We start from the raw sequence: 21043 nt of genomic DNA on the forward strand, positions 1-21043 counted from the left end.
AAAGCCTAAGGGGAAAACACATTTATCGTATGACCAAAAAAAACAATAAACGCCATGACCTTAACAGAAAACTCTAGCTAAGTCAAGCTATTTTCGATTTTTAATTTAGATATATTTTCCCCAAATTTGTTGCCCTTCAATGGTGAAGTGGAGCATCTAAAATTCTTTCTTGTAACTTACTATAAATGAATTCAGAGGCCAAAGCAGTATGGGATGAGTGTTTGCGTGTCATCGAAGAACACGTAAATGAACAAAGCTTTTCCACATGGTTTAAACCCATAAACCCTGTGCGTTTGGATGGTTCTGTACTCACCATTCAGGTTCCCAGCCAGTTCTTTTACGAATGGCTAGAGGATAATTACGTGCAGGTTTTAAAGCTGGCCATCAAAAACATCCTCGGTCCCAATGGGAAGCTGGAGTATGCTGTGGTAGTGGATAGGGGAAATTCCCAGAACCAACCGTACGTGGTCAGCTATCCACAAGGCAATATCAGCCCTAACAAGAAGAAAAATGAAAAACCGGTAAAAGAGGAGCGAAGAAGCCCTTTCGAAATGCAGTCGCTGGATGCACAGGCACTCCTTAACTCCAATCTAAACCCGAATTACTCTTTTAATTCATACATCGAAGGAGATTGTAACCGACTGGCACGTTCTGCAGGCTATGCTGTGGCTACCAAACCTGGGATAACCTCTTTTAATCCATTGATGATCTATGGCGGTGTTGGCCTTGGCAAGACCCACTTGATCCAGGCCATTGGCAATGAAATCAAAAATGGACCTGAGGAGAAATTTGTCCTCTATGTCTCTTCAGAGAAATTTGTCAATCAATTCATGGATTCCATCAAAGATGGAAATGTAAAAAACTTCACCAATTTTTACATGCAGGTGGATGTACTGATCATCGACGACATACAATTTTTGGCCGGTAAAGACCGGACACAGGAGATGTTCTTCCACATCTTTAATCACCTCCACCAAAGCAAAAAACAGATCATCATGACCTCCGACTGCCCTCCCAGGGACCTAAAGGGACTGGAGGAAAGGCTGCTTTCCCGTTTTAAATGGGGCCTAACGGCAGATCTGCATATGCCGGATTTTGAAACCAGGGTAGCTATTATCAAAAGAAAAATGCAGTCTGAAGGCATTTACATCCCTGATGATGTCATTGAATACCTGGCTTATACCGTGGACACCAATATCCGGGAACTGGAAGGCGTCTTAATCTCTCTGATTGCCCACGCCTCCTTAAACAGGGTGGAGATCGACCTTGGCCTGGCCAAGACGATCATGAAAAACATCGTCAAGGATATCGAAACAGAAGTTGGTATTGATTTTATCCAAAAAACCGTTTCCGACTATTATGGCATCAAACTGGATGACCTCAAAGCCAAAACAAGGAAAAAAGAAATAGTGGTGGCCAGGCAAGTGGCCATGTATTTCTCAAAAGAGTTTACCAACCATTCCTTGAAGTCCATCGGCTATCACTTCGGTGGCCGTGACCACAGCACCGTCATCCACGCTGTCCAAACGGTGAATGACCTGATGGAAACAGACACCTCTTTCAGAAATGCAATCAACGACCAACGAAAAAAATTTAAAATGAGGTCCTATTAATTGGTAGGACCTTTTACCTTTCCGGGCATCCAAACGATCTCATCCAGTTCATTTAGCGGAAACTCAAGTACTGTTTGCCCCATGGAATACGGGCCAATTTCATAGCTGTTGTAAATCAGCACGAACGCTTTACCCTCATACCCCATCGATGCAGGCAAAAAAAACTTGCCCTCCTCTAAAAAGAACCTGCCATCTTCCTCCAAACTTACCGCTGGATCCACTGCATGAAATGCCTTGAATGCTTTTTCTGCCTTCTCAAGCAATTTGGGCTTATCCAGTACGATCTCTTCGTTTTGCAATAATTGCCGCCTCTTCAGATCAAAATTTAAAAACATCACTGTATGGTTTGGATGTGCTCCACCGGTAAAGCTGCTATTGGAGAATGCCAAGGAAATGGCTTTGCTCCCATCGTAGGTCACGGTAGCTTTTGTATCAACAAACCAGGGCATGGAAGCAGCGGAAAAATCAGCAGAAAACGCCTCAAAATCCGTAAGAAAATTATCCGCAGCTACTTCCAGCTGATCTGTTTTCACCGTATCCTCTCCCCATTGCAAATACATCAGTAGCTGTTCTTTTACATGGGCATTCAGCCATCCGGGCAACATTTCCTTTTCGCCGGAAAATACCGGATATGCCATCGAAACCACCGCACAAGTACTGTCGGCACCTACACACGCTTGCCGCTTCATGGATATTTGTTCATGCGATAAAGATTCTTTTGCCGTCTCATCACGTTCTTCCTTATCCTGATCGCAGCTCACCAAAAGCGCCAATACCATGGCGATGGAATACTTATTCATATTTTATACTTTTTGACCCTTAATGTTTAAAGAATGCATTCACCAAATTCCTTGCCACAGCAGACGGGAGCTCCTTGGCATCAGAAATTTCACTTAATGCCTCTTCCATTTTTTTCATTACAACAGGGTCTTGATAAAACCGTTGCTCCAGGGACTTTTGGACATGAGCATAAAACCAGTACTTCCGCTGGTCGAGGCGATTGCTGGCCAAAAAACCAGTTTCGGTGATTTGGCCAAAATAATCCTCAACGGCCTTCCATACTTCCTTAAGTCCCTTTTTCTCTACGCTGGACACTAACAAAACTTCAATTTCCCCTATCACGGACCGGTTGGTCAAAAGGTGACAGGCATTTTCAAGTTGTTGCTTGGTTTGTTTTGCTTTATGAAGATTATCTTTCTCTGCCTTGTTCACCACAATGGCATCTACCATTTCCATAATCCCTCTTTTCACGCCCTGGAGCTCATCCCCAGCTTCTGGCTGAACGATCAACAAAAAGAAATCCACCATCTCCTTCACCTGTGCCTCCGACTGGCCCACACCAATGGTTTCCACGATCACTACATCAAATCCAGCCGCCTCACAAACAAGCATCACCTCTCTGGTGCAAAAAGTCACCCCTCCATAGTGGCCACTTCCCGGCGAAGGACGGATAAAGGCATCCGGTGATTTGGCCAGTATCTCCATGCGGGTCTTGTCTCCCAGGATACTCCCCCCGGACTGCTTACTGGACGGATCAATGCTCAACACGGCCAAACGATGTCCCTCCTGAAGAATCTCCTGCCCAAATTGCTCGATAAAGGTGCTTTTACCTACCCCCGGTGCACCCGTCACCCCTATTCGCTTAGCCTTACCAGTGTGGGGCAAAAGCAATTGCAGCACCCTGTCCGCCACCAGCTGGTCCTCTTCCAGCTTACTCTCCACCAATGTAATAGCCTTGCTTAGCATCGCCCGATCTCCTGACAAAACGCCCTCTGCATAGGCGGCTGGATCCATTCGTTTATTCCTTGGTCTTGACATCGCTATCCGGTTCCTTTTGTTTCCTAATGGAAGGGATACTTCCTGAAGCCCTCCTCTCCCATTGCTTTTTTCTCAAACCGGCCTATACAATACTGATTAAACCGTTCATCAAAATGTGGCTTCTGTGCATTCAACTTAACAGGAGCCTGTTCCTTATTGGTGAAAAAATACACTTGCGTGTTGCCATATTTGGTATGGGGCATCAGTTTACCGTACTGCTCCATCTCATGCCAGAGGGTATCGGATACCACCACGGCATACACCCTTTTGATTGGACCAGTGTTATTTTCATTTCGGTAAGTAGCCACTTCGTTAAAATCCATTTTGAGGTCATCTACTCCCGGCTGTGTAAAGGTGTCACTCACCATCCATACCAGTAACAGTAAAACCAGCATTCCGAGCAAATAATAAAGTCTTTTCGTATTTTTCATTTTTATGGGATTCTTAACATTTCACCATTGACAGTTAGTACCAAACCGACCTGGCTGCTGGTGCAGCACCGATAATACATTTACAGGACAAAATATGATATAATACTCCGTATCTCCCAGGTCATGCTTTTTGGACTTTTCTCTTTCCTCTTCCTTAGTTTACCCTTAATTTAGGGGAAAAATTTGGATATGGGGTTCGAATATGTCAAAGCACTACATATTATCTTTATTGTCACTTGGTTTGCAGGATTATTTTATGTCGTACGACTTTTTATATACCAAACAGAAGCCTTGGAAAAAACGCCTGAGGAGCAAAAGATCCTCAAACCTCAATTGGACCTCATGGCCAGGCGACTTTGGTTGGGCATCACATGGCCTTCGGCAATCTTAACACTGATTTTCGGAACTTGGACCCTCACTTACCGTTTAGGATATTTGGAGCTCGGCTTTATGCATGCTAAACTAGCGTTTGTTGTCGTATTGTATGTCTATCATTTTATTTGCCATAGCATCTACAAAAAACTCCAAAAAGGCATCACCACATGGAGCTCTACCCAGCTGCGGCTTTGGAATGAAGGAGCCACGGTATTGCTCTTTGCCATTGTATTCCTGATCGTCCTGAAAAACCTCATGAACATGCTCTGGGGAATGGCTGGGCTGATAGGATTAAGCGTCCTGCTTATGTTGGCCGTCAAATGGTACAAAAAAAAACGTGAAAGAAATTAAAACAAAACAACGATCATGGTTAAGCACAACCTCATCATATTTTCCCTGTTCAGCTGTATTCTTCTTGTATGGAACTGTACAAGCAAATCAGAAAACAAAGAGGCCCTTCCTTACCTTGGGCACAAACAGACCGAAGAAAAAACCGTCGATGGCAAGACTGTCACCGACACCATATACCATACCATAGCTCCTTTTTCCTTTATGGATCAAGATGGCACCACCATTACCAATAATAACCTCAAAGGAAAGGTTTATGTAGCCGACTTTTTCTTCACTTCCTGCCCCACAATCTGTCCCATCATGAAAACCCAGATGCTCCGGGTATATGACAAATTCAAGGAGAATGCCGATTTTCAGATCTTGAGCCATTCCATAGATCCCACACACGACACGGTCGCTGTACTAAAAGATTATTCCATACGACTGGGGATAGAGGACGCCTCCACCTGGCATTTTCTTACTGGAGATCAGGAAAAGATCTTCGAAATCGGCCAAACCAGCTATCTGGCCACCGCCATGGAGGACAAAAATGAACCCGGAGGTTTTCTCCACAGCGGTGCTTTTATCCTTATTGACCGGCAAGGCCATATCAGAGGAGTCTATGACGGCACCAAAGAAGACCAAGTCAACGAGCTGATCAAGGACATCCCAAAATTGCTTAACAATGGCAAAAAACAATCTTAAATGGTCCCTCGGGATATCTTTCGTCCTCATCTTGACCGTGATTGCTTGCCATTCAAAAAAGGAAAATGACGATGGACTTATTTCCCTAAATGAAATAGAGGACCTCAAAACCCGCCAATACGCCATCGAAGGGCAGTTGCTCTATGCTAACTACTGTGCAAACTGTCATCAAAAAAATGGCACCGGACTGGGTAAGCTCATCCCGCCTTTACAAAATGCTGATTTCATGTTAGCCGATACAGGAAGAACCATCCGCCTTATCAAGCATGGTATCAAGGGAGAAATCACCGTAAATGGCGTCAAATACAATCAACCGATGCCAGGAACTCCCCACCTGACCAACTTGGAAATTGCAGAAATCACCACATATGTTTACACGGTATTTGGGAACAATGAAAAACGGGTGGAAGCCAGAGAAGTAAAAAAGTACTTGGAAGACAAATAGAGAATCGGCCAAATACCCCTTACATTAAACGGCCTACGAGCACTTAACCCTTCCAAGAAGGGCAATCAATTGTTTTTATGAAAGTCTCTATTACCGATCAATAAGCTTCTGCTTCTTCCAGTGCATTGGTAATATCATCATTTACCTTGCCTACTTTTTTCTTCTGCTCTTCAAGGTAGGCAATCACCTGCTCCTCTTCCATCCCTTCAAAATCGACTTTATACTGACGCATCCATACAAACATCCCTTCATAAGCATCCCCTAGGTTTTTGGCTACTTCACGCATCTCATTGGCAGTCGCTTTGTTTGCAGCGGAATCAGCAGCCATCAGCTTCCCTGAGGCTGTCATTAGCTGCTTTTGCTCTTCTTTTATCTTCCCCATTAGCGGCATCACTTCATCATGGATCTCCAGTACCTCTCCCTTAAGTTTCTCTACCTCCTTTTGATGGCCATTACATGAAGCCAATATCCCTGCAACCAAAATCAATATAACTATTTTAGAATATATGCTCATGACTCTTTGCTTACAACATTATAATTATACTAAATAAAATACATGCTACAAAAATCACATTTTTTATTTAAAAACCAATACATTTTCGGCATCACTTATAGGAAGATTATCCCACATATATAAAATACGTTTCCGTTTTGCCATCAAACTTGAATAATTATTGATGCCCCTCCTGCAATTTCGCAGACAATGACCAGGATTGGTTATTAGGGATTCTTTAGCACATATGGGTACCTGCATTATTTCCCGGCATAAATCAATTTAATACCACTCCTAAAAGAATACCTACTTAATAGTAAAAACATAACTGTAACACTTATTTTTACAGTGCTTGTTCATGCCATGGAAAGTTTTGACTATTTGAACAAGCCAAGGTAAAGGATAAATCATCAATACTAACAAAAAAATATGAAGCCATTTTGTTTTTCCATAGATAACATCATCTCCAGCGAAAAAGCGAGCCTCCACCCATTGGACATTGGGCTGATCAGGGGATATGCGGTTTTTGATTTTTTCAGGACCGTAGATTACATCCCATTATTTTTGGAGGACTACTTGGATCGCTTTATCCGATCGGCAGCTAAAGCCCACCTGCAGCTTCCGATTGACAAAAGCAAGTTAAGAAGCCTTGTGCTGGAACTGATCGAAAAGAACGATCTAAAGCAGGGCGGTATCAGAATGGTCCTGTCGGGCGGCGTGCCTGACAATCATTTCTCCCCTGATAAGGGCAGTCTTTATATTTTCTGCGAGGAATTGCTAATGCCTTCAGATGAAAAATACCGAAATGGCGTCCACCTTTTGACCACTGAATATATCCGCCCGATTCCTGAAATCAAAACGACCAACTATGCCCTTCCGGTCTTCTTAAGCGCAGACTGGAAAGCCAATGGTGCAGAGGATGTGCTTTACCACGCCAATGGTATAATTTCTGAAAGCTCCAGAAGCAATATCTTTCTGGTAAAGGACAACCTGATCAGCACACCAAAGTCCAATATTCTTCACGGGATTACCAGGAAAAACATTTTGGCCCTCGCCCCTGAAACCCACGTCCGTGACATTACACTGGAAGAGGTTATGGCTGCAGATGAAGTATTTATGAGCAGTACAACTAAGCGGATTTTGCCCATTACCAAAATCGATCATAAGCCTATTGGCTCTGGAAAGGTCGGTGAACACACCCTACGACTAATGGAACTGTTTAAACATATGGAAAAAGAAAAAGCCCTCTGAGAGGGCTTTTCTTTTACAACACCAATTCGGCATCGGTCAATATATACATTAATTTTTCTGGGTCTTTGGCATTGAGCTTAAGGGTTCCCTTGACCTTTACTCGCTTGGAAGTATACTCGATGGGATCCGCCATCATTACCTCCATGACCGTCTCTGGCCCCCCGGAACCGCAAAAGAAGCATTCCGCCAAGGGCAACGAAGATAGGATGATGTGCTCTGGCTTAAACATCCCCTCAAATGGGATGATATAACCTTCTGCTGAAACTTCCGTCCCTTCAAGTTCCTGAATATCTTCGCTAAAAACCGGAAGGTAAAGTTCCCCATATTCATCCTCTCCAACCTCGTAGGTCACTCCTGTCAACTTCTTCCATACATTGTCCTCCTGCGCCTTGCTGACACCGTAAACGGTCATCAACACTACTGCAATTACACTAAATTTTAATTTCATGGTATATTAATCTCTATGTTATTTCGTCAGCTGCTTGGCAATATCGGTCCTATAAGCACCCATGGCAGGGATCAAAGAAGCGACTATCCCAACGGCCACCGCATACACGATGATCCAGGCTTCCTCCTGTAGGAACACCCAGGCGGATATATTGCTCAGGGCTCCTTGTTCTTGACCTATAACCAAGAACGATAGGAAAAGGTGCCCGATCAGCATCCCTGTCACAGCTCCCAGAAATGTTAAAATAACGCCCTCCAGGACAATATGGATAAACAACTGCCCCTTGGAGGCCCCGATGGTACGCATAACGGCCAAGTCGTACTTCCGCTCCTTCAATGAATTGTACAAAGCAATAAAGATGCCCAAGCCAGCGATAAAGATAATGATAAAGGCCAAACCTTTGACCAGCTTAATTCCAACCCCCAGCAATTCGAACAAGCGAGCAATCTCAAACGAGGGAGAAGCTGCCTGCAAGGAACTCCGACTATTGATAAACCTGGGAAGCTGTACGGCTGCCATTGGACTCCTGTATTGGAGCAAAAGCGTCGTCACTTCACGATCTTTCTCCGTTTCGGGAAAGCCATGCTTAGCTACTTCATTCTCCATCGCAGCATGATCATGCTCCTCTCCTTCATCATGGGTCAACCATACCGACTCCAAAGAGGTAATGATCAATTTGTCCACCACCTTACCCGATGGAGCTAAAACTCCGGTTACGACATAGGGATGGTGGTCATGCTCATGACTACTGGTTTCGATTCCATGTGACCCCAAAAACTCATCTCCTACTTTCAAGTTTAGTTTTTTGGCAACCTCACTGCCCAGTACCACATCAAATGGACGTTCCCATCCCTGCCCATTGGCAAATTCTGTCTGGTAAAGCTCCAGATAATCATAATTGGTCCCTACGATTCTATATCCCTGATAATTGTCTCCCAAACCAAGCGGGATCGCATTCTTTATCAGGCGGTTTCTGGAAACGCCCTTGGCTTCTTTTAAATCGATATTGCCCGTGGGAAAGTCAATGTGGTAGACACTGGACAAAATCAACTGTAGCGGACTGCCCTTAGCTCCGACTACCAGGTCAATTCCCTTGGCATCCTTGCTCATTTGGTTTTCAAATTGGTCCTGCATCAGCAATAAAACCGTAATGATCGCAAGCCCCAAAGCGAGCAACAAAATATTAAGCCCCGTATTAAGTGGTTTGGATACCAGGTATTTCCAGCTAAGCTTCAGCATATTCATCGTTTACCTCCCATCATGATTTGGTTAGATACATGTTCTTTCACGCGGTGGTCATGTGTCACAATGATCAGTGCCGAGCGCATTTTTTTTGCTTGCTCCTTTAATAAATGGATGACCATTTCTGCATTCTCATCGTCCAAACTGGCGGTAGGTTCATCCGCCAACACCACTTTGGGGTTATTTACCAGCGCCCGAGCAATGGACACCCGCTGAGCCTCACCTTCACTGAGTGCCGTTACTTTTGATGCTGATTTATGGGAAATGCCCAGATCCTTTAAAAGCCTATCAATTAATCCATGATCCGAATTTCCTGAAAAATACTGTGCCAACCGAAGATTTTCCTTAACGGTCAGTGGGGCAAGGATATGGGGCTTTTGAAAGACCATTCCAATATTAGCTCCACGAAACTTATCCAAACGGGCACCTTTGAGTTCATAAATAGACGTATTGTCGATCTGCACCACCCCACTGATCGGCCTTAAAAGACCTCCCAAAATATTAAGCACTGTAGTCTTTCCACTTCCTGACGCTCCAAGCACCAAGAGCTCTTCGCCCTCTTGAAGGGCCACATCTGGAATGGGAATGGCACGTTCTTTTTCATAATAGAACAAAATATCCTTGGCTAGAATCATATCAATTGATTGGAATGTTCACGGTGAATGTAGAGCCTTTTCCGGCCTTGCTCTCTACAGTAATTTCTCCTTTCAGTACTTCTATACATTTTTTAACGATCGAAAGGCCAAGACCCGACCCTTCTGTGATCCCTACATTTTTGGCCCTAAAAAAACGATCAAACAGTTGGGATTGCTCCTTTTCAGGAATCCCAATACCATCATCCTCTATCTTGGCGATCATCATATCATCTTTAACGGCCACGCTGAACAGTACTTTTCCTTTGTTTTTTGAATATTTTACCGCATTGCTGAGCAGGTTTTCAAAAACCTGGTATAGCAAGTCTGTATCTGATTTAAGGGTTTTGGGAACATCCTGAAAAGAGGTCTCCAGGGTCACATCTTTATCGTTATTTGCCTTAACCACATCGATGACCTCATTAAAAAAAGCTGCTGTAAAAAACCTGGATGGCTTATAATCGATCTTATTGGCATCTGCCTTACCAAAAAACAAAACCGAAGTAAGCAGGTTGTTCAGGTTGCGGACGGAGTTTTCGATTTTTCGCGAGTGCTTCATCAGCTTACCCTTCATCGGATGGTCTTTTTCCGAATAAATCTGGAGCAGTTGTGCTGAGCTAAGAATGGAAGTCAATGGTGTCTTAAACCCGTGGGACACATTCTGAACTATTTTTGATTTCAGCTCACCAATTTCCCTCTCCTTTTCCAGTGCCTTTTTCAGCCCCTTGTTCGCCTCATTGAGATCAGCAGTACGCTGGCGAACCTTTTCTTCAAGTTCATTATTTAGTTTTTGGAGCTCTTTTTCCTTTTTATCTTTGAAGATCGCCAGTTCGATCATCATATTTAGCTCCCGGATATTGAACGGTTTGATCACATAGGCACTGGGGTTGGTGCCGGCTATTTTCTGCAGAGTCTCCTCATCTGAACTTGCCGTAAGGTACACTACAGGAATATCAAATTTTTCATTGATGATTTCAGTGGTTTTAATTCCATCCAGCTCACCTCCTAAATTAATGTCCATCATCACCAGTTCCACAGACACTTCCTCCATGATATCCAAAGCTTCTTCACCAGTCGCTGCGATACCCATGATTTCATGATGATTCTTTTCCAGTGCTTTCTTCAGCAACAGGGCAGAAACATTATCATCTTCTACTATCAGGATTTTAAGTGCAAGCATATCTTTCCGTTTGAGTCAAAAAAAGATCACGTATTTTTTTACAATAATAAGCATATTTTAATTGACAGGAAGAATCACCAATACAGTAGTTCCTTCATTTTTCTTACTCTTTATTTCGATGGACCCGTTAAGCATATCCACCAAGTTCTTGGTAATTGACAATCCCAGCCCCGTTCCTTCGAACTGACGGGCATAGCCTACGCTTTCCTGTTCGAAAGGAGAATAAATTTTATGGATAAATCCTTCGCTCATGCCTATGCCATTGTCCTTGACCTCCAAGTGGATTTTATCACCCACTCGCTTCAGCATGACCTTTATAAGCCCTTCATCAGAGTATTTGATGGCATTGCCCACAATATTGTTAACGATCATTTCGAAATACCGCCTGTCTACTTTTGCCATAAACGGCTTGGTCGTAAACCGGGCAGTCAGCAGGAGGTTTTTCTTCATGGCCAAGGTCTTTAACGGAATCAATAAATGTGATATAAAATCGTTTATATTGGTTTCTTCATAAACAACCTCCATTTTATGGGCCTCGATCTTGGCCATGTTCAAAATACTGTTTATCGTATTCAATAAGCGCTCTCCGCTTTCCATAATGATTTCCAATTGCCCTACCAGAGAGTGGTTATCCTTGTTTTGGAATATAATGTTCTCGGTACTGCCCAATATCCCATTTAGCGGTGTTCTGATTTCATGGCTCATATTGGACAGGAAGTTGGTTTTTATCCGGTTAGCCTCTTCGGCCCGCTCCTTGGCTTCTTTAAGTCCCTCCTCATAGATTTTCTTATCGGTAACATCACGAAATACCATCAACACGATATCGTCCTTTTTTTCAGGGTTGACTTTGGTCACAAACAGATCAATGTTTTTATATCCACTGTGAAAGGGCATAAATGCTTCCATAGAGCCACTTTTACTCTTGGAAATGAGCCTGATGATCAAATCCTTGTGTTCATAATAATACTCCGGTTTCTTAAAAAACTCCTTCACGTGCCTTCCGGTAAATTGCCTGTACTCCTCCACTCCTGCCAGTTTGGTCATGGATGGATTCACTGCCAAAACATCGCCCTTCAAATTGAGAAGCATAAAGCCATCTTGGGAGCTCTCCCACACATTCTTGAACTGGTCTTCGGCTGTTTTGATTTCTTGGTTCTTTTCATCGATGCTCTTCTGAAGTACCCCTTGCTCCTTAAACTGCGTAATCAGTATGTTCAGACCAAAGCCAAGCATCAGCAAGAACAGGATCACTGCACCTATAAACCAAGACTGTAAATAGGTTGGTTTGATTATAGAAAACGGCTCAGAGCTAGCTATTTTTGAAGAAAACTGACCGCCCAAACTGGCCTTTATCTTTAGCTGATAATCCCCGGGGGGAAGGTTATTAAATTGAAGTTTGTTTGTCCGGGGATTCTGAACATGCTGCCAATCATCATGTAGTCCTTCCAGCTTGTAACTGACCGTAAAATTGGCTAATTGCAAAAAACTTATGGCACTAAACGCCACCTCCACATTATTGAGCTCATACGGTATTTTATTTTTTGAGATCTTTCTTTCATCTTCCACTCCCAGGATATTCAGGTCCCTCACGTCCACCTTAGGTTCGACAAAAAACACCTCATCCTCCTCGGGGATAAAAACTGACAGCCCGTTTTGTGTACCAATATGTACCCTTCCCTGCCCATCCACAGTCAGTGCCCCTCTGTTCACTTCATTTCCCACCAATCCACTATGTTCATTAAAATAACGAATCATCCCATTGCCAATAATGGCAACACCTTCGTCTGTTCCTGCCCATAAATTTCCCTTTTTATCTTCTAAAACCGAATATACAGGACGTTCGACCATTTGTCCATTCACCAGATAAGGCACTAGCTTGTCACCATCATAATACTTCAGCCCGTCGTGTGTGGCCAGCAAGAATCCCTTACCGCGTCGCATCCAGTCGTATCCAGAGAAGGCCATGACTTCATCATTGGACAAAACACTATCTTTAAGACCTTTCCAATCTCCCGCCATGACAATCATTTTACCCGTATCGGTAAAATCTACCTTCCGGATATCATCGACAGGCGTGCCCAACAGGTCATCAAATAAATGTTGGGTAATCTCATTTTTAAAGTGAGTCATGCCCCTATGATAGATATTACTGAGGTAAACATGCTTTTTTGCCACAATGTATAGACTGTCCCCTTTTGGAATGACATGCATGACGAAGGACTTATCGGGAGCCTGAACATAGGTCAACAGGTGATTGTATGGATCATACCGACCCACCCCCTTCATGGCAGACGATATCCAAACGATTCCATTTTTATCTCGGTGGAAAGTGGTAATACGATTTTTTGGTTCGCCCATTAAACCTTCTTCCTTTGATTCAAAAACCACTTTACCATCTTTCCAGTGCTGCATACCATTATTAAAACCATATAAGGTACCGCCCTCCTCCATGGTCAAGACTGCTGAAACCTCATGCTCCAGCAAGCCTTCCCATTTATTGTAATTTTGGAAACGTAATGTGGGAAGGTTGACCACACCCCGCCCAGTGCCTATCCAAATTATATTTTCCCGGTCTACGAAACTGGCATTGATATAAAAGGACTTTAGCACATCGTAAGTGGAAATCTCAATAATCTGCCCATTGGCAAGGTTATATTTATACAATTGGGAATTAAAAAAATAATACACCCCCCTGTCCTTGATTTGTAATCCGTACTGCCTGTCGTAGAAATAATCTATCTGTGAAAATCCCCGATCGATGATTGTATCAATCTCATACAAACTTTGACCACTTGCCAGGAAATCATTTCCTAAAAAAAAGTACCGATCGGCTGCTTGACTGTAACGCACCATCCATACAGGACCTGGCAAGGAGGACTCATGGAATTCAAAAGGAACTATTCTCCCTTCTATAAAACGGACAGCCTTATTACCAAATAAGAAAAGAATGTTATCGGAGGAACTGCAAAATATTGACCTCAGCCTACCCCATTGCTCCTCATTATAGTGATGTCCTGTCCATTCTTTCGAATTCTCAAAGGTGCTCGCCAAAACCCCGTTTCCCGACAGTACCAATAGCTTACCAGCTTTGGTCCCCGAAACATAAAAGTCCATCTTCTCCCCGTCAAAAAGGGCACTAACAGCATCTGCTATCCCGTACCTTTCCCATTCATGTCCTACCAACTTAAACACCTGCGGTTTTCCTTTTTTGACATATACCCAAACTTCTCCCTGCTCATCGATTTCAAACGCAGCCGTTCCTTCCATGCTGCGAGTCAATTCTTCAGGCAAACTGTAGGTATTGATACCATCAGAATAAAAGACCCCCTTGGCCGTCGCAAACCATATCCTTCCAGCCTTGTCCTGATTGATAGAGGACACAATTTGAGAAGGCAAATCCAACCCTTTGATTTGCTTGTTCATCTGAAAGGACTGGGCCATAAGGGTCGCTTTCAGAAAAAACAGGAAGTAAAGGAAAATGATAATTCTAGGCATAGTTCGGTTCTAAGTTAGAAAAAGAATCGTTTCAGATAAATTAAATTTGACATTGTTTCTTTTTTCTTTTTGTACTAGCCCTTAATCTTTTATTTTTGTATCCAAACTTTAAAAATCGCATCATGAGTGTTTTAGTAAATAAAGATTCTAAAGTAATCGTTCAGGGCTTCACTGGGTCTGAGGGTTCATTCCACGCGCAACAGATGATCGAATACGGTACCAAAGTCGTAGGAGGTGTAACTCCAGGCAAAGGCGGTTCGACCCACCTTGGGAAACCCGTATTCAACGCTGTAGCGGAAGCTGTCAAAGCCACTGAAGCAGATACTTCCATTATTTTTGTACCACCTGCCTTCGCCGCTGACGCAATCATGGAAGCTGCTGATGCTGGCATTAAAGTAATCATCGCTATTACAGAAGGCATCCCTGTAAAGGATATGATGATAGCCAAGCCATACATTAAGGAGAGAGGTGCTACACTCATCGGGCCTAACTGCCCAGGTGTCATCACTCCAGGAGAGGCCAAAGTGGGCATCATGCCGGGCTTTGTCTTCAAGCAAGGCCGTATAGGTATTGTTTCTAAATCAGGCACCCTTACCTATGAAGCTGCTGACCAAATCGCCAAAGCTGGATTGGGTGTTTCTACTGCCATCGGTATCGGTGGTGATCCTATCATCGGTACTTCTACCAAAGATGCCGTTCAGCTTTTGATGGAAGACAGTGAAACAGATGCCATCGTAATGATCGGTGAAATCGGCGGTAACTATGAAGCAGAAGCTGCCAGCTGGATTAACAGTAACGGAAACAAGAAACCTGTTGTAGGCTTTATCGCCGGACAGACTGCACCTCCAGGTAGAAGAATGGGACACGCAGGCGCCATCATTGGCGGTGCTGATGACACTGCTGAAGCAAAAATGAGAATCATGAAAGAAAATGGCATTCATGTGGCTGAGTCCCCTGCCGAGATCGGTGAGGTAATGGCAAAAGCGCTGAATGTAAAAGCATAAGCATCTTGTCAAAGCATAAAAAAAGGGCGTCCACTAAAATAGACGCCCTTTTTTATGCTCTTAACCATTCCGCATGGCATGAATTTCCAGTACCTGCCTTGCGCCTTACATTATAACTAATATTCAATATCCCTAAACCATCCCGTAATACTGACCCGTTCCTTTTTGGTCAATAGCACTTCATGAGGAATTTCGCCACTTAAAAAGACCACCAGACGGCCTCCCTGCGGATAGACATCTACACTGGTTTCTTCTCCATTTTCTCCTGGAAAATACATTCTCAATGCTCCTCCGTCATCATCATCCCAATGGTCATTCAGATAAAGAATAACCGTGACCACACGGTACTTGACATCCTGAAACTGATCCAAATGGCGAAGGTAAAAAGACCCTGGTGGGTACATCGCGAAATGTGCCTCAAAGGACCTTAGCCCCAAAAAACATCGCTGGTTAATCGCCATGCGCAATTCCTCCATCATTTCCCAATACCAGGACTGGAGAGGAGTCAGCAAATGATAATCCATCCAACTGACCTTATCACTGCGGATTTCAGGTTTGATTTTAAAGTCATCGCCCTTACCAATGCCAGCATGCCTAAATTGTCCGTGGGCAAGGATCTCCTGCTGTTCCTGCAATAACTCCTTCCTGAAATCCTCCGAAATAAAATCATCGATTATGCACCAGCCCTTCTCATAAAGTGCCATCGCTACAGCTTCATTTTCCATGCCATTTGTTTTTAGCCACAAATGTAGATGAATTAATCTCAAGAAAACCATAATTTTGCATGGAAATCCGTTACTATTTTATCACCCAATAGGGAATCCCAAAGAAAATTTAACATGCTACTTAAATCTGACGATATAAAGCGAATCGAAATTGATTATGACTCGGGAATAATCCCGCCTCCCTTTAGCCATGTATTCAAATTGAAAATCAGTTTTGAAAGAGGTTTTATCAACACGCAGTTTACCATTCATTATACCGATAGGGATGAACTGACAGAAGAGGAAATCTATGCAGAAGGGTTCACCGAAGAAGACGACTATCACTTTATCGGGGAAGTGCCCACTGCTTGGGAACAACCTTTCAAGTCGCTCTATGCCCAAACAAAATGGTCAAACAAACGCGAGTTGGATGAGAACGGAGGCGTAAAGGTCTTCGCTAAAGACATCCATGGAAAAATCTCCAGAAGCATCCCCATCAACCAGGAAGAATGGCACATGCTGGCCCAGGAATTTATCCAAGCCATCTATGAAGTCAATAAAAAGGAAGCACCACTGACGGTTCGCTACAGGTCCATTACCAAAGAAACCGTGGATGAATATACACTAACAGTGAAATTTTCGGTACGAAAAGTAATCGTCGAAAGAAATGGTCAGATCAAAGAATGGAACTGGGATGATAGCCGACAACTTCTTTCTTACATTTACCTACCAGACTATGACTACGAAGTAGCCAGTGATAGCACTCCCAAAAAGCGTGGCCAATATATTGATTGTGGAGATGGACTTTGGCACAAATTTGGCAAGGGAGTCAATAACCTCGATGAATCGTTTGATGCAATTTCAAAAATTCAAGAGGGGTTTGAAAAATTAAATTAATTATAAAAACTTTTACAATGAAAACTTTAAAATCAGTACTCGCGATCGTATTGAGTGCAACAGTATTGTTTAGTTGTGCTGACTGGAGCAAAACAGGAAAAGGAGCTGCCATTGGTGCTGGAGCAGGTGGGGCACTCGGTGGCCTTATCGGAAACAAAAAAGGCAACACTGCCGCAGGTGCCGTAATCGGTGCAGCAGTAGGTGGTGCAGCGGGTGCTGCGATCGGCAAGTACATGGACAAGCAGGCCAAAGAAATGGAAGAAATCGAAAATGCAGAAGTAGAACGAGTGGGAGAAGGCATTCAAGTTACCTTCGACTCCGGTATTTTGTTCGGATTTGATTCCTACCAACTTACCCCTCAAGCCCAAGAAAATGTCATGGAAATGGCCCGCATCCTCAACGAATATCCTGATACCAATATCATGATCGATGGCCACACAGATAGCAAAGGCAGTGAAGAGTATAACCAAAAGCTCTCTGAGCAAAGAGCGGGGTCGGTAGCCAACTACCTTAAAATGCAAGGGATCGACAGTTCCAGGCTAACAACCGTTGGGCACGGCGAATCCGTGCCTGTCGCTTCAAATGATACCGATGCCGGACGGGCTGAAAACAGACGGGTAGAAGTAGCAATTACAGCCAATGAAGATTTGGTGGAAAAAGCAGAAAAAGGAGAACTCGAAAACATGTAATCCTCACGAGTTACAAAGCAATAAAAAAACCATCCGCGATCGCGGATGGTTTTTTTATGGTTAAAACCTTAACGCCCTACACGAGATTGCATCTCAGGGATCAATCCTTCATATTTTCTCAAAATACGGTCCCACTCCCTAAATGCCTCATCAGTTTTCACAGAAGTCCCAGGGGCATTGGCATGTTCACTTACCAGCTTTACCTTATATTCCAATGGGCTGGTATTACCAAGCTTCACGATACAACGAGACCTAACTACAGAGCCATTAAAGTTTTGTGCCACCCAGGCTGTTCTCAGGTACCCCGTCTCCCTGTCAGTAGTTTCGATCACGTCAAAATAAGAGGTCACAATCCTGGATACTAATTGCCACGCCTCCAGCTCATCTTTTGAAGGTTTGAGGCTGATATCTACATTGGCGATATCTGAGCTTGACGATGCCGTATAAGCCTCATCCACCGCCAGTTTGATATATTCCCGTTTATTGGGCTTTGGTTGGTTCTTTTGATCACAAAAGGTACGTTCCTCCACCACAAATCCCACCTTCTCGACCCTTACGTTCACACAAGTCCGTTTTTCGATTTTCAGCTCCACACTTCCCGTCCCAGCTAATTGGCCATCCACATAAATATTAGCATCTGGTTCGGATGCCGATATTTTGACTTTCTTGTCAAAGGCCATGGCCATAGAGGATATTAAAATGAATAATGTCAGCAAAGTAGATAGTTTCTTCATAATTAAATTTGATTGATGTTGATTTAAAATATTTTATTCGGTAATACCGCAACCTTTTAAATCATAATGTTAAAACAACTTGCAGCATAAAACAATACTCTAAAAACAGTATATTTTACTTTTTAAATAAAAAAAAATATGTTTTATAAAAAAAATTCAATTATAACACACAAAACAATTAAAAAATCAATTTACAATCAAAAATAATCGATAGTTTCATATCAGTTGCTCCAATTGCTCCCCACCATAATAAAAATCCGCGATTCGTAAGAAGTCTCCATCAGTCTTGATAAACTTCAAACAAATCGCGGATTTAAAAACACCAATCGATCCGATCAGCATTTCAGGCCATTATTTAGCGTAATTGACAGCTCGCATTTCCCTGATCACCGTTACTTTTATCTGCCCGGGATACTGCATTTCCTTTTCGATCTTCTGGGAGATATCAAAAGAAAGCTTTCCTGCCGTAGTATCATCAACATTTTCAGCATCCACTAAGACCCTAAGCTCACGTCCTGCCTGCATGGCAAAACATTTGTTCACTCCATCAAAGCTCAATGCCAAATCCTCCAAGTCTTTCAGACGCTTGATATAACTGTCCATAATTTCCCTTCTGGCTCCTGGCCGCGAACCGGAAATGGCATCGGAAGCTTGGACAATCGGAGAGATCATGGATGTCATTTCTATCTCATCGTGGTGAGCGCCGATGGCATTGCACACCTCTGGATGCTCTTTATACTTCTTGGCCAGCTCCATGCCCAAGATGGCATGAGGAAGTTCTGCTTCCTCTGGATAAACCTTTCCGATATCATGGAGCAGTCCGGCTCTTTTGGCAAGCTTGGCATTAAGCCCCATCTCAGCGGCCATGGTAGCACATAGCTTGGCCACTTCCCTGGAGTGTTGCAATAGATTCTGTCCATAGGAAGAACGGAAGCGCATCCTACCGACCATCCTTATCAATTCCGGATGAAGGCCATGCACTCCAAGGTCAATACAAGTTCTTTCACCGATCTCCACAATCTCCTCTTCAATATTCTTTTCGGTCTTCGCCACTACTTCTTCGATACGGGCCGGGTGAATCCTTCCATCCTGAACCAATCTATGCAGCGACAATCTCGCAATCTCTCTTCTGACTGGATCAAAGCCAGAGATAATAATTGCCTCAGGGGTATCATCCACTACGATTTCCACACCTGTGGCCGACTCCAGCGCCCGGATATTTCGCCCTTCCCTACCGATGATCTTACCTTTTATATCATCACTTTCGATATTAAAGATAGAAACGCAGTTTTCTACGGCATGCTCTGTAGCTGTTCTCTGAATGGTATCCAGAACAATCTTCTTGGCTTGCTTGGTGGCCGAGAGTTTCGCTTGGTCGAGGATATCCTTGATGTGCGAGGAAGCCTTGGTATGTGCCTCATCTTTCAGCATCACTACCAACTGATCACGCGCTTCTTCCTTGGTCAGTAGCGCCACTTTTTCCAAGTCTGCGATACGCTGATTGGTTACCCTGTCCAGTTCATCCTTCTTGACCTGTACAGCATGTAGCTGGGCACTGAGATTTTCTTTTTTACTATCAAGTTCGGCTTCTTTCCGCTTGATCTGCTCCATCTCTTTGGAGAGAATTTGCTCACGTTGCTTGAGCTTGCCTTCATTGGTGATAAGAATGTTCTTCTTCTTATTCACATCCTCTTCGAAATCAGCTTTTAGCTTAAGGTATTTCTCCTTGGCTTCCAGCATCCGATCCTTTTTGAGGGATTCGGCATTCAGCTCAGCCTCTCTGAGGATGCTTTTCGCTTTCTCTTGTGCCTCTTGTTCTAGTTTCTGATTGTTTTTCTTAAGGAAAAGACCAACCACTATTGCCCCTAATGCCAGGCCGACTATGCCGGCAATTATTGTGTATATTACCATAGGTATTTTAGGTTAATAAAAGACCTACCGGTAGCGGAAAAACCTCGTCCGGAGCACGAAGAATAAAATAATTACAATATGGATTTCAGTTGGTTGTTGATATTTGATAGTGCGACAGTGATCTGTTCACTGTCTTCTGTATTCACCTCATTGACTTCCATGGCTTCTACCATACAGTCGAAGGCCACCATTGCCAACAGGTCTTGTCTATCATCTAAACCAAATTCTTCTCTATATCTTTTTAATTTATCATTAATCAATTTACCCGCTCGCCTGATTTTCGCTTCATCCTCCGCCTTCACTTTCATAGGGTATTCCCTATCTCCTATTTTTATTCTTATCGAAAGCGTATCCATAACTATTCAGACAGGTGAGTAATGATCTTATCGATCTCTTTTATATAATTATCTATTCTATTTCGCAATTCAGCAGACGCTATATTTTCTACCGGTATGTTGTTTACAATTTTACTAATTTTAATTTGATTTTTAAAATGGTCCAATGAAGCCTCCTTTTCCTGCAATTTCTGTTGCAGGTGATCCACTTGCGTTTCCAGCGCCTGCTTATCCTGCGCTAGCTGCTCAAGCTTCTTGGTCACCCTATTGGTAAGTTGCTGCAGATGTTGGAGTTCCTCGTGAATCATCTT

Annotated in this window: 22 protein-coding genes; 8 read left to right on the forward strand and 14 right to left on the reverse strand. The window is 43.3% G+C overall.

Annotated features, from left to right (window positions below):
* Positions 1-185: 185 nt before the first annotated feature.
* The gene (gene dnaA / locus FKX85_RS00005; RefSeq protein ID WP_141612793.1) at positions 186-1613 is read left to right on the forward strand and encodes a chromosomal replication initiator protein DnaA; all 1428 of its coding nucleotides are present in this window, start codon (positions 186-188) and stop codon (positions 1611-1613) included.
* Here dnaA and FKX85_RS00010 read toward each other — a convergent pair.
* The 3 genes from FKX85_RS00010 to FKX85_RS00020 are packed head-to-tail and all read right to left on the reverse strand — an operon-like array spanning position 1610 to position 3862.
* A complete protein-coding gene (locus FKX85_RS00010) occupies positions 1610-2413 on the reverse strand; it encodes a DUF3298 and DUF4163 domain-containing protein (RefSeq protein ID WP_141612794.1) in 804 nt (267 codons plus the stop codon). The genes dnaA and FKX85_RS00010 overlap by 4 nt on opposite strands.
* 19 nt (positions 2414-2432) lie before the next feature.
* Positions 2433-3431 carry a methylmalonyl Co-A mutase-associated GTPase MeaB gene (gene meaB, locus FKX85_RS00015; protein ID WP_141612795.1) on the reverse strand — a complete coding sequence of 333 codons (999 nt, stop codon included), beginning with the start codon at positions 3429-3431 and terminating at the stop codon, positions 2433-2435.
* Between the two features lie 23 nt (positions 3432-3454).
* Positions 3455-3862 carry a hypothetical protein gene (locus FKX85_RS00020; RefSeq protein WP_141612796.1) on the reverse strand — a complete coding sequence of 136 codons (408 nt, stop codon included), beginning with the start codon at positions 3860-3862 and terminating at the stop codon, positions 3455-3457.
* Between the two features lie 189 nt (positions 3863-4051).
* Here FKX85_RS00020 and FKX85_RS00025 point away from each other — a divergent pair, with 189 nt between their 5' ends.
* From FKX85_RS00025 to FKX85_RS00035, 3 genes are read left to right on the forward strand one after another with little or no spacing between them, the layout of a single operon-like run.
* Positions 4052-4588: a CopD family protein gene (locus tag FKX85_RS00025; protein WP_141612797.1), complete on the forward strand. Its 537-nt coding sequence runs from the start codon at positions 4052-4054 to the stop codon at positions 4586-4588.
* Positions 4589-4603: 15 nt separating this feature from the next.
* The gene (locus FKX85_RS00030; RefSeq protein WP_141612798.1) at positions 4604-5272 is read left to right on the forward strand and encodes an SCO family protein; all 669 of its coding nucleotides are present in this window, start codon (positions 4604-4606) and stop codon (positions 5270-5272) included.
* Entirely contained in the window at positions 5253-5717 is a 465-nt protein-coding gene (locus tag FKX85_RS00035) for a c-type cytochrome (RefSeq protein ID WP_141612799.1), read from the forward strand. The genes FKX85_RS00030 and FKX85_RS00035 overlap by 20 nt, the downstream gene beginning before the upstream one ends.
* Before the next feature lie 97 nt (positions 5718-5814).
* Here FKX85_RS00035 and FKX85_RS00040 read toward each other — a convergent pair whose 3' ends face one another.
* On the reverse strand, positions 5815-6231 hold the full coding sequence (locus FKX85_RS00040; RefSeq protein WP_229239722.1) for a hypothetical protein: 417 nt from the start codon (positions 6229-6231) through the stop codon (positions 5815-5817).
* A gap of 408 nt (positions 6232-6639) precedes the next feature.
* Between FKX85_RS00040 and FKX85_RS00045 the strand changes: the two genes are divergently transcribed.
* Complete coding sequence (locus FKX85_RS00045) at positions 6640-7461, forward strand: aminotransferase class IV (RefSeq protein WP_141612800.1); 822 nt, start codon at positions 6640-6642, stop codon at positions 7459-7461.
* Between the two features lie 13 nt (positions 7462-7474).
* Here the strand turns inward: FKX85_RS00045 and FKX85_RS00050 are convergent, their stop codons facing one another.
* The 5 genes from FKX85_RS00050 to FKX85_RS00070 are packed head-to-tail and all read right to left on the reverse strand — an operon-like array spanning position 7475 to position 14458.
* Positions 7475-7909, reverse strand: a complete 435-nt coding sequence (locus FKX85_RS00050; protein ID WP_141612801.1) for a hypothetical protein — start codon at positions 7907-7909, stop codon at positions 7475-7477.
* Between the two features lie 18 nt (positions 7910-7927).
* Complete coding sequence (locus tag FKX85_RS00055; RefSeq protein ID WP_141612802.1) at positions 7928-9154, reverse strand: ABC transporter permease; 1227 nt, start codon at positions 9152-9154, stop codon at positions 7928-7930.
* A complete protein-coding gene (locus tag FKX85_RS00060; protein WP_141612803.1) occupies positions 9151-9786 on the reverse strand; it encodes an ABC transporter ATP-binding protein in 636 nt (211 codons plus the stop codon). The genes FKX85_RS00055 and FKX85_RS00060 overlap by 4 nt, the downstream gene beginning before the upstream one ends.
* 1 nt (position 9787) lies before the next feature.
* Positions 9788-10963: a hybrid sensor histidine kinase/response regulator gene (locus FKX85_RS00065; RefSeq protein ID WP_141612804.1), complete on the reverse strand. Its 1176-nt coding sequence runs from the start codon at positions 10961-10963 to the stop codon at positions 9788-9790.
* A 57-nt stretch (positions 10964-11020) separates the two neighbouring features.
* The gene (locus tag FKX85_RS00070) at positions 11021-14458 is read right to left on the reverse strand and encodes an ATP-binding protein (protein WP_141612805.1); all 3438 of its coding nucleotides are present in this window, start codon (positions 14456-14458) and stop codon (positions 11021-11023) included.
* Between the two features lie 122 nt (positions 14459-14580).
* On the opposite strand from FKX85_RS00070, the gene sucD reads away from it, so the two are divergent.
* On the forward strand, positions 14581-15462 hold the full coding sequence (gene sucD / locus FKX85_RS00075; protein WP_141612806.1) for a succinate--CoA ligase subunit alpha: 882 nt from the start codon (positions 14581-14583) through the stop codon (positions 15460-15462).
* A gap of 116 nt (positions 15463-15578) precedes the next feature.
* On the opposite strand, the gene FKX85_RS00080 is transcribed toward sucD, so the two are convergent.
* Entirely contained in the window at positions 15579-16187 is a 609-nt protein-coding gene (locus FKX85_RS00080) for a 2OG-Fe(II) oxygenase (RefSeq protein ID WP_141612807.1), read from the reverse strand.
* 114 nt (positions 16188-16301) lie between these two features.
* Between FKX85_RS00080 and FKX85_RS00085 the strand changes: the two genes are divergently transcribed.
* Both FKX85_RS00085 and FKX85_RS00090 read left to right on the forward strand, forming a co-directional pair.
* Positions 16302-17063 (forward strand): hypothetical protein, encoded by a 762-nt coding sequence (locus FKX85_RS00085; RefSeq protein ID WP_141612808.1) that lies wholly within the window; start codon positions 16302-16304, stop codon positions 17061-17063.
* Positions 17064-17080: 17 nt separating this feature from the next.
* The gene (locus tag FKX85_RS00090; protein WP_141612809.1) at positions 17081-17752 is read left to right on the forward strand and encodes an OmpA family protein; all 672 of its coding nucleotides are present in this window, start codon (positions 17081-17083) and stop codon (positions 17750-17752) included.
* Between the two features lie 68 nt (positions 17753-17820).
* Here FKX85_RS00090 and FKX85_RS00095 read toward each other — a convergent pair whose 3' ends face one another.
* The 4 genes from FKX85_RS00095 to FKX85_RS00110 all read right to left on the reverse strand — a co-directional run bounded on the left by FKX85_RS00095 (position 17821) and on the right by FKX85_RS00110 (position 21040).
* A complete protein-coding gene (locus tag FKX85_RS00095; protein ID WP_141612810.1) occupies positions 17821-18486 on the reverse strand; it encodes a hypothetical protein in 666 nt (221 codons plus the stop codon).
* Positions 18487-18837: 351 nt separating this feature from the next.
* Positions 18838-20397: a ribonuclease Y gene (gene rny, locus FKX85_RS00100; RefSeq protein ID WP_394344994.1), complete on the reverse strand. Its 1560-nt coding sequence runs from the start codon at positions 20395-20397 to the stop codon at positions 18838-18840.
* 71 nt (positions 20398-20468) lie between these two features.
* Positions 20469-20753, reverse strand: a complete 285-nt coding sequence (locus FKX85_RS00105) for a cell division protein ZapA (RefSeq protein ID WP_141612812.1) — start codon at positions 20751-20753, stop codon at positions 20469-20471.
* A gap of 2 nt (positions 20754-20755) precedes the next feature.
* The gene (locus FKX85_RS00110; RefSeq protein ID WP_141612813.1) at positions 20756-21040 is read right to left on the reverse strand and encodes a hypothetical protein; all 285 of its coding nucleotides are present in this window, start codon (positions 21038-21040) and stop codon (positions 20756-20758) included.
* Between the last annotated feature and the right edge of the window lie 3 nt (positions 21041-21043).

Origin of the sequence: Echinicola soli (genome assembly GCF_006575665.1) — a bacterium.
Classification (GTDB): domain Bacteria; phylum Bacteroidota; class Bacteroidia; order Cytophagales; family Cyclobacteriaceae; genus Echinicola; species Echinicola soli.

What these genes read in the sequence shown, in the direction of transcription:
- FKX85_RS00080 (WP_141612807.1), bottom strand. Translation starts at nt 16,187, where the DNA reads ATGGAAAATGAAGCTGTAGCGATGGCACTTTATGAGAAGGGCTGGTGC.
- FKX85_RS00040 (WP_229239722.1), bottom strand. Translation starts at nt 6,231, where the DNA reads ATGAGCATATATTCTAAAATAGTTATATTGATTTTGGTTGCAGGGATA.
- FKX85_RS00055 (WP_141612802.1), bottom strand. Translation starts at nt 9,154, where the DNA reads ATGAATATGCTGAAGCTTAGCTGGAAATACCTGGTATCCAAACCACTT.
- FKX85_RS00110 (WP_141612813.1), bottom strand. Translation starts at nt 21,040, where the DNA reads ATGATTCACGAGGAACTCCAACATCTGCAGCAACTTACCAATAGGGTG.
- FKX85_RS00090 (WP_141612809.1), top strand. Translation starts at nt 17,081, where the DNA reads ATGAAAACTTTAAAATCAGTACTCGCGATCGTATTGAGTGCAACAGTA.
- FKX85_RS00010 (WP_141612794.1), bottom strand. Translation starts at nt 2,413, where the DNA reads ATGAATAAGTATTCCATCGCCATGGTATTGGCGCTTTTGGTGAGCTGC.
- FKX85_RS00050 (WP_141612801.1), bottom strand. Translation starts at nt 7,909, where the DNA reads ATGAAATTAAAATTTAGTGTAATTGCAGTAGTGTTGATGACCGTTTAC.
- FKX85_RS00105 (WP_141612812.1), bottom strand. Translation starts at nt 20,753, where the DNA reads ATGGATACGCTTTCGATAAGAATAAAAATAGGAGATAGGGAATACCCT.
- FKX85_RS00085 (WP_141612808.1), top strand. Translation starts at nt 16,302, where the DNA reads ATGCTACTTAAATCTGACGATATAAAGCGAATCGAAATTGATTATGAC.
- FKX85_RS00045 (WP_141612800.1), top strand. Translation starts at nt 6,640, where the DNA reads ATGAAGCCATTTTGTTTTTCCATAGATAACATCATCTCCAGCGAAAAA.
- FKX85_RS00030 (WP_141612798.1), top strand. Translation starts at nt 4,604, where the DNA reads ATGGTTAAGCACAACCTCATCATATTTTCCCTGTTCAGCTGTATTCTT.
- FKX85_RS00020 (WP_141612796.1), bottom strand. Translation starts at nt 3,862, where the DNA reads ATGAAAAATACGAAAAGACTTTATTATTTGCTCGGAATGCTGGTTTTA.
- FKX85_RS00095 (WP_141612810.1), bottom strand. Translation starts at nt 18,486, where the DNA reads ATGAAGAAACTATCTACTTTGCTGACATTATTCATTTTAATATCCTCT.
- sucD (WP_141612806.1), top strand. Translation starts at nt 14,581, where the DNA reads ATGAGTGTTTTAGTAAATAAAGATTCTAAAGTAATCGTTCAGGGCTTC.
- FKX85_RS00065 (WP_141612804.1), bottom strand. Translation starts at nt 10,963, where the DNA reads ATGCTTGCACTTAAAATCCTGATAGTAGAAGATGATAATGTTTCTGCC.
- rny (WP_394344994.1), bottom strand. Translation starts at nt 20,397, where the DNA reads ATGGTAATATACACAATAATTGCCGGCATAGTCGGCCTGGCATTAGGG.
- meaB (WP_141612795.1), bottom strand. Translation starts at nt 3,431, where the DNA reads ATGTCAAGACCAAGGAATAAACGAATGGATCCAGCCGCCTATGCAGAG.
- FKX85_RS00035 (WP_141612799.1), top strand. Translation starts at nt 5,253, where the DNA reads ATGGCAAAAAACAATCTTAAATGGTCCCTCGGGATATCTTTCGTCCTC.
- dnaA (WP_141612793.1), top strand. Translation starts at nt 186, where the DNA reads ATGAATTCAGAGGCCAAAGCAGTATGGGATGAGTGTTTGCGTGTCATC.
- FKX85_RS00070 (WP_141612805.1), bottom strand. Translation starts at nt 14,458, where the DNA reads ATGCCTAGAATTATCATTTTCCTTTACTTCCTGTTTTTTCTGAAAGCG.
- FKX85_RS00060 (WP_141612803.1), bottom strand. Translation starts at nt 9,786, where the DNA reads ATGATTCTAGCCAAGGATATTTTGTTCTATTATGAAAAAGAACGTGCC.
- FKX85_RS00025 (WP_141612797.1), top strand. Translation starts at nt 4,052, where the DNA reads ATGGGGTTCGAATATGTCAAAGCACTACATATTATCTTTATTGTCACT.